Source organism: Rhodoferax sp. (assembly GCF_039922535.1).
Classification (GTDB): Bacteria; Pseudomonadota; Gammaproteobacteria; order Burkholderiales; family Burkholderiaceae_C; genus Rhodoferax_B.
The window spans coordinates 1-4,554 of record NZ_JBDTEM010000485.1 but is presented as its reverse complement, the minus strand read 5'-3'; the positions used below and the strand labels follow the sequence as shown (position 1 = coordinate 4,554).

General features: G+C 62.8%; 5 protein-coding genes and 1 pseudogene. 4 read left to right on the top strand and 2 right to left on the bottom strand.

Annotation, left to right across the window (positions count from 1 at the left end; translation table 11 throughout):
- A pseudogene (locus ABI213_RS22735) lies at positions 1–927 on the bottom strand (hybrid sensor histidine kinase/response regulator); the annotation flags it as partial.
- A 188-nt stretch (positions 928–1,115) separates the two neighbouring features.
- Between ABI213_RS22735 and ABI213_RS22730 the strand changes: the two are divergent.
- The 4 genes from ABI213_RS22730 to ureC all read left to right on the top strand — a co-directional run bounded on the left by ABI213_RS22730 (position 1,116) and on the right by ureC (position 4,197).
- Positions 1,116–1,418: an urease subunit gamma gene (locus ABI213_RS22730; RefSeq protein WP_315187082.1), complete on the top strand. Its 303-nt coding sequence runs from the start codon at positions 1,116–1,118 to the stop codon at positions 1,416–1,418.
- 150 nt (positions 1,419–1,568) lie between these two features.
- The gene (locus ABI213_RS22725; protein ID WP_348006068.1) at positions 1,569–2,162 is read left to right on the top strand and encodes a HupE/UreJ family protein; all 594 of its coding nucleotides are present in this window, start codon (positions 1,569–1,571) and stop codon (positions 2,160–2,162) included.
- Between the two features lie 10 nt (positions 2,163–2,172).
- Positions 2,173–2,478, top strand: coding sequence for an urease subunit beta (locus ABI213_RS22720; protein ID WP_348028784.1), 306 nt, complete (start codon positions 2,173–2,175; stop codon positions 2,476–2,478).
- Positions 2,479–4,197 (top strand): urease subunit alpha, encoded by a 1,719-nt coding sequence (ureC, locus tag ABI213_RS22715; protein WP_348028782.1) that lies wholly within the window; start codon positions 2,479–2,481, stop codon positions 4,195–4,197.
- Positions 4,198–4,200: 3 nt separating this feature from the next.
- Here ureC and ABI213_RS22710 read toward each other — a convergent pair.
- On the bottom strand, positions 4,201–4,554 hold a 354-nt coding region (locus ABI213_RS22710), incomplete at its 5' end, for a type II toxin-antitoxin system death-on-curing family toxin (protein WP_348028780.1).

Genomic DNA, 4,554 nt, shown 5'->3' with positions numbered 1-4,554 from the left:
CTCGGGCGGCACCATGTGGGTGATGGCCAGGTAGGCCAGCAGCGCGCCGCCCAGCATCTTCAGCACCCCCAGCAGCACCCAGCCCGGCCCGCCCGCCAGCACGCCCAGCCACCAGCGGCGGCGCGTGGCGGGGGTCGCGGGGTTATACGCAGGCATGAAGCGCAGGTAATCGGCCTGCTCGCCCATCTGGGTGATCAGCGCAATGCCCACGGTGAGCGCCGCGCCGAACGACAGCAGGTTGAAGCTGTCCGCATGCCCGGCCACGCCGCCGTAGTGCAGCACCCCGGCAAACGCGCCAGGCTCGCGCATCCATACGTAGGCAAACGGCACCACCAGCAGCACCAACCACAGCGGCTGGGTCCAGACCTGCAGGCGGCTGATCATGGACACGCCGTGCGTGACCAGCGGAATCACTACCAGCGCGCAAATCAGGTAGCCCCAGCGCGGCGGTATGCCCAGCGACAGGTCCAGCGCGTAGGCCATCACCGCGGCCTCCAGCGCGAAGAAGATGAAGGTAAAGGACGCGTAGATCAGCGAGGTGAGCGTGGAGCCGATATAGCCAAAGCCCGCGCCGCGGGTGAGCAAATCCATGTCCACCCCGCAGCGCGCCGCGTAGATGCTGATGGGCAGCCCGGCCAAAAAGATGATCAGCCCGGTGGCCACGATGGCCCAGAAGGCATTCACAAAGCCGTGCTGCACCAGCAAGGTTGCGCCCACGGCTTCCAGAATCAAAAACGATGCCGCTCCGAAGGCCGTGTTGGCCACCCGCCACTCGGACCACTTGCGAAAGCGCTGCGGGGCAAAGCGCAAGGCGTAATCTTCCAGCGTCTCGCTGGCCACCCAGCTGTTGTAGTCGCGCCGGATCTTCACCACCTGCTGGGGCGCGTCGTTGAGGGGAGACAAGGGGGTGAGGTCGGATTCGGTCACTGCGGCATCTTCGCAGCTTTTGTGCCCAGCAATGCACCAAGCTTGTGCGCCATTTGGCGTAGACCTAAGGCCCGTAGCTTGCTTAATAATGCGTGGAATAAGTCACAACTTTAAAGATCCTATGGAACTCACTCCGCGTGTTCGGCCGGCCTTTGCGGCCGCACGAGCTAATTATTGAGAGAAACGAAATGGAACTTACTCCTCGTGAAAAAGACAAGCTGTTGATCTTCACCGCCGCCTTACTGGCCGAGCGCCGCAAAGCCCGGGGCCTGAAGCTGAACTACCCCGAAGCCATTGCCTTCATCAGCGCCGCCGTCATGGAAGGTGCGCGCGACGGCCAGAGTGTGGCCCAGTTGATGAGCGCAGGCCGCAACATCCTGACCCGCGCCGATGTGATGGACGGCATCGCCGAGATGATTCCCGACATCCAGGTGGAAGCCACCTTTCCGGACGGCACCAAGTTAGTGACCGTCCACCAACCCATTGTTTAAATATGCAACACCCCCAGTCTTCGCGCACTACGTGTCGCTGCGCCAACCCCCTTGCAGGGGGCAAAACCAGCAGCCCGGCAAAGCCGGTTCTGCGGTTTTCTGAAACAGTCAGTCGCGCCTTTTAGTTGATGCCTATATTTTGGAGTTCATATGCATAAAAAATCCATCCGCACTATTGTTTTAATAGCTGCCACCGCAGCATCTACGGGCGCCATGGCCCATACCGGGCATGGAACCCATGGTTTCATGGAGGGCTTGGCCCACCCCTTTGGTCCAGACCATCTGCTGGCCATGCTGGCCGTGGGGGTGTGGTCGGTGAGCGCCCTGCCCGCCAACAAGGTTTGGCAAGGGCCCGCGACGTTCATGCTGGCGCTGGTGGTGAGCGCAGCGCTGGGTGCTAGCGGCGTGAGCGTGCCCTACCTGGAGCACGCGATTGCTTTGTCTGTCACCTTGTTCGGGCTCATGCTGGTGATTGCCGCCAAACCGGTACCCAAAGCGTTTGGTCTGGGCTTGATTGCGGTGGCGGCCTCTTTGCATGGTCTGGCCCATGGCGCGGAAACGCCTGAGACCGGGTTTGCGGGCTACGCGGCGGGCTTCCTGCTAACCACCGGTATCTTGCACATGAGCGGTGTCGGTATCGGCCTGAGCATCCGCCGCTTTCTGGGCGAACGCCGCGCCATGGTGCTGGGCGGCATGGGCACCGTGCTGGGCATGGCGGGTCTGTACCTGTTCAGCCAAGTCTGAGGGCTGCAGCATGACCCCCGGCGAATTCCTCATCGACGACGGCGACCACGCCCTGAACACCGGCCGACGCAGCGTGACCCTGGTGGTCAGCAACACGGCAGACCGGCCCATCCAGGTTGGCAGCCACTACCACTTTGCCGAAACCAATGGTGCGCTGGGCTTTGACCGGGCCGCAGCCCAGGGTATGCGGCTGAATATCGCCTCTGGCAGTGCAGTGCGTTTCGAGCCCGGCCAGCAGCGCACGGTGGAGCTGGTGGATTTTGCTGGGGAACGTGTGGTTTACGGCTTTCGTGGCCTCGTGCAAGGAAAACTCTAAATGGCAACCATTGGCAAACGCGCTTACGCCGAGATTTTTGGCCCCACTACCGGCGACCGGGTGCGCCTGGCCGATACCGATCTGCTGATCGAGGTGGAAAAAGACTACACCTTGGCTGCAGGTGCCTACGGTGAAGAGGTCAAGTTTGGCGGCGGCAAGACCATCCGCGACGGCATGGCGCAAAGCCAACGCATGAACAGCGAAGGTGCGGTGGACTGCGTGATGACCAACGCGCTGATCTTGGACCACTGGGGCATCGTCAAGGCCGACATTGGCCTCAAAGATGGCCGCATCGTCGCCATCGGCAAGGCAGGCAACCCCGACGTGCAGCCGGGCGTAGACATCATCATCGGCCCCGGCACCGAAATCATCAGCTGCGAAGGCAACATCGTCACCGCCGGTGGCATCGACAGCCACATCCACTTCATCTGCCCGCAGCAGATCGAAGAAGCCCTGGCCAGTGGCGTGACCACCATGCTGGGCGGCGGCACCGGCCCGGCCACCGGCACCTTTGCCACCACCTGCACGCCCGGGCCGTGGAACATCGAGCGCATGCTGCAAGCCGCCGATGCCTTCCCCATGAACCTGGGTTTTCTGGGCAAGGGCAACGCCAGCCTACCCGCCGCGCTGCACGAGCAGATCGGCGCGGGCGTGATTGGCCTCAAATTACACGAAGACTGGGGCACCACCCCCGCCGCCATCAGTAACTGCCTGGACGTGGCCGAGCTGGAAGACGTGCAGGTGGCCATCCATTCCGACACGCTCAATGAATCCGGCTTTGTGGAAAACACGATTGCTGCCACCAAGGGCCGTGGCCTGTGCGCCTTCCACACCGAAGGCGCAGGCGGCGGCCACGCACCCGACATCTTGCGGGTGGTGGGCGAAGCGAACTTCTTGCCCAGTAGCACCAACCCCACCATGCCCTACACCGTGAACACGCTGGACGAGCACGTGGACATGCTGATGGTTTGCCACCACCTGGATGCCAGCATCCCCGAAGACCTGGCTTTCGCCGAAAGCCGCATCCGCAAGGAAACCATTGCCGCCGAAGACGTGCTGCACGACCTGGGTGCCATCAGCATGATGAGCAGCGACAGCCAGGCCATGGGCCGCGTGGGCGAGGTGATTCTGCGCACCTGGCAGACGGCGCACAAGATGAAGACCCAGCGCGGCAGCCTTCCAGAGGATTCCTCACGCAACGACAACTTCCGCGCCAAACGCTACGTGGCCAAGTACACCATCAACCCGGCGCTGGCCCACGGCATCAGCCACGAGGTGGGCAGCATCGAAGTGGGCAAATGGGCCGATCTGGTGGTGTGGAAACCGGCCTTTTTTGGCGTGAAACCGGCGCTCATCCTGAAAGGCGGCTTCATCGCCATGGCCGCCATGGGCGACCCCAACGCCAGCATCCCCACGCCCCAGCCGGTGCACTACCGCCCCATGTTTGGCGCCTACGGCTCGGCCCTGGCGCGCGGCTCGCTCACTTTTGTGTCGCAGGCCGGGCTGACCGGCGGCATCAAGGAACGCTTCGGCCTGGCCAAGACTTTGAGCGCAGTGAAAGACATCCGCGCCGTGCGCAAGCAGCACATGGTGCACAACAGCCACCTGCCCAAGATGGAGATTGATGCGCAAACCTATAGCGTGCGGGCGGATGGGGTGCTGCTGACGTGTGAGGCGGCGGTAAGCTTGCCGATGGCGCAGCGGTATTTCTTGTTTTAGAACTTAAAGAGCCTGCAGGTGCTGCCGAATCCAGGTTGCGAAGGCGGCCTCTTCCAGTTTGCCCATGGCCACATCGAGCATGGTGAAGACGCAATCGGCATCGCTTGCGGTCAAGGCATAGCCGTTCAACGCCAAAAACAGCTCCACCGCCACAAATGCCGTGCGCTTGTTGCCGTCGATAAACGGATGGTTGCGTGCAATGCCCACGCCGTAGCTGGCGGCCAGGTCAGCGGCATCCGGCTCGGCATAGTTGGCCAGTTGCTGTGGCCGCGCCAGTGCCAAACCCAGCAGATTCGGGTCGCGCACGCCCGCCCCACCGCCGTGCTCCACCAACTGCTCTTCGTGCACGGCCAGCAT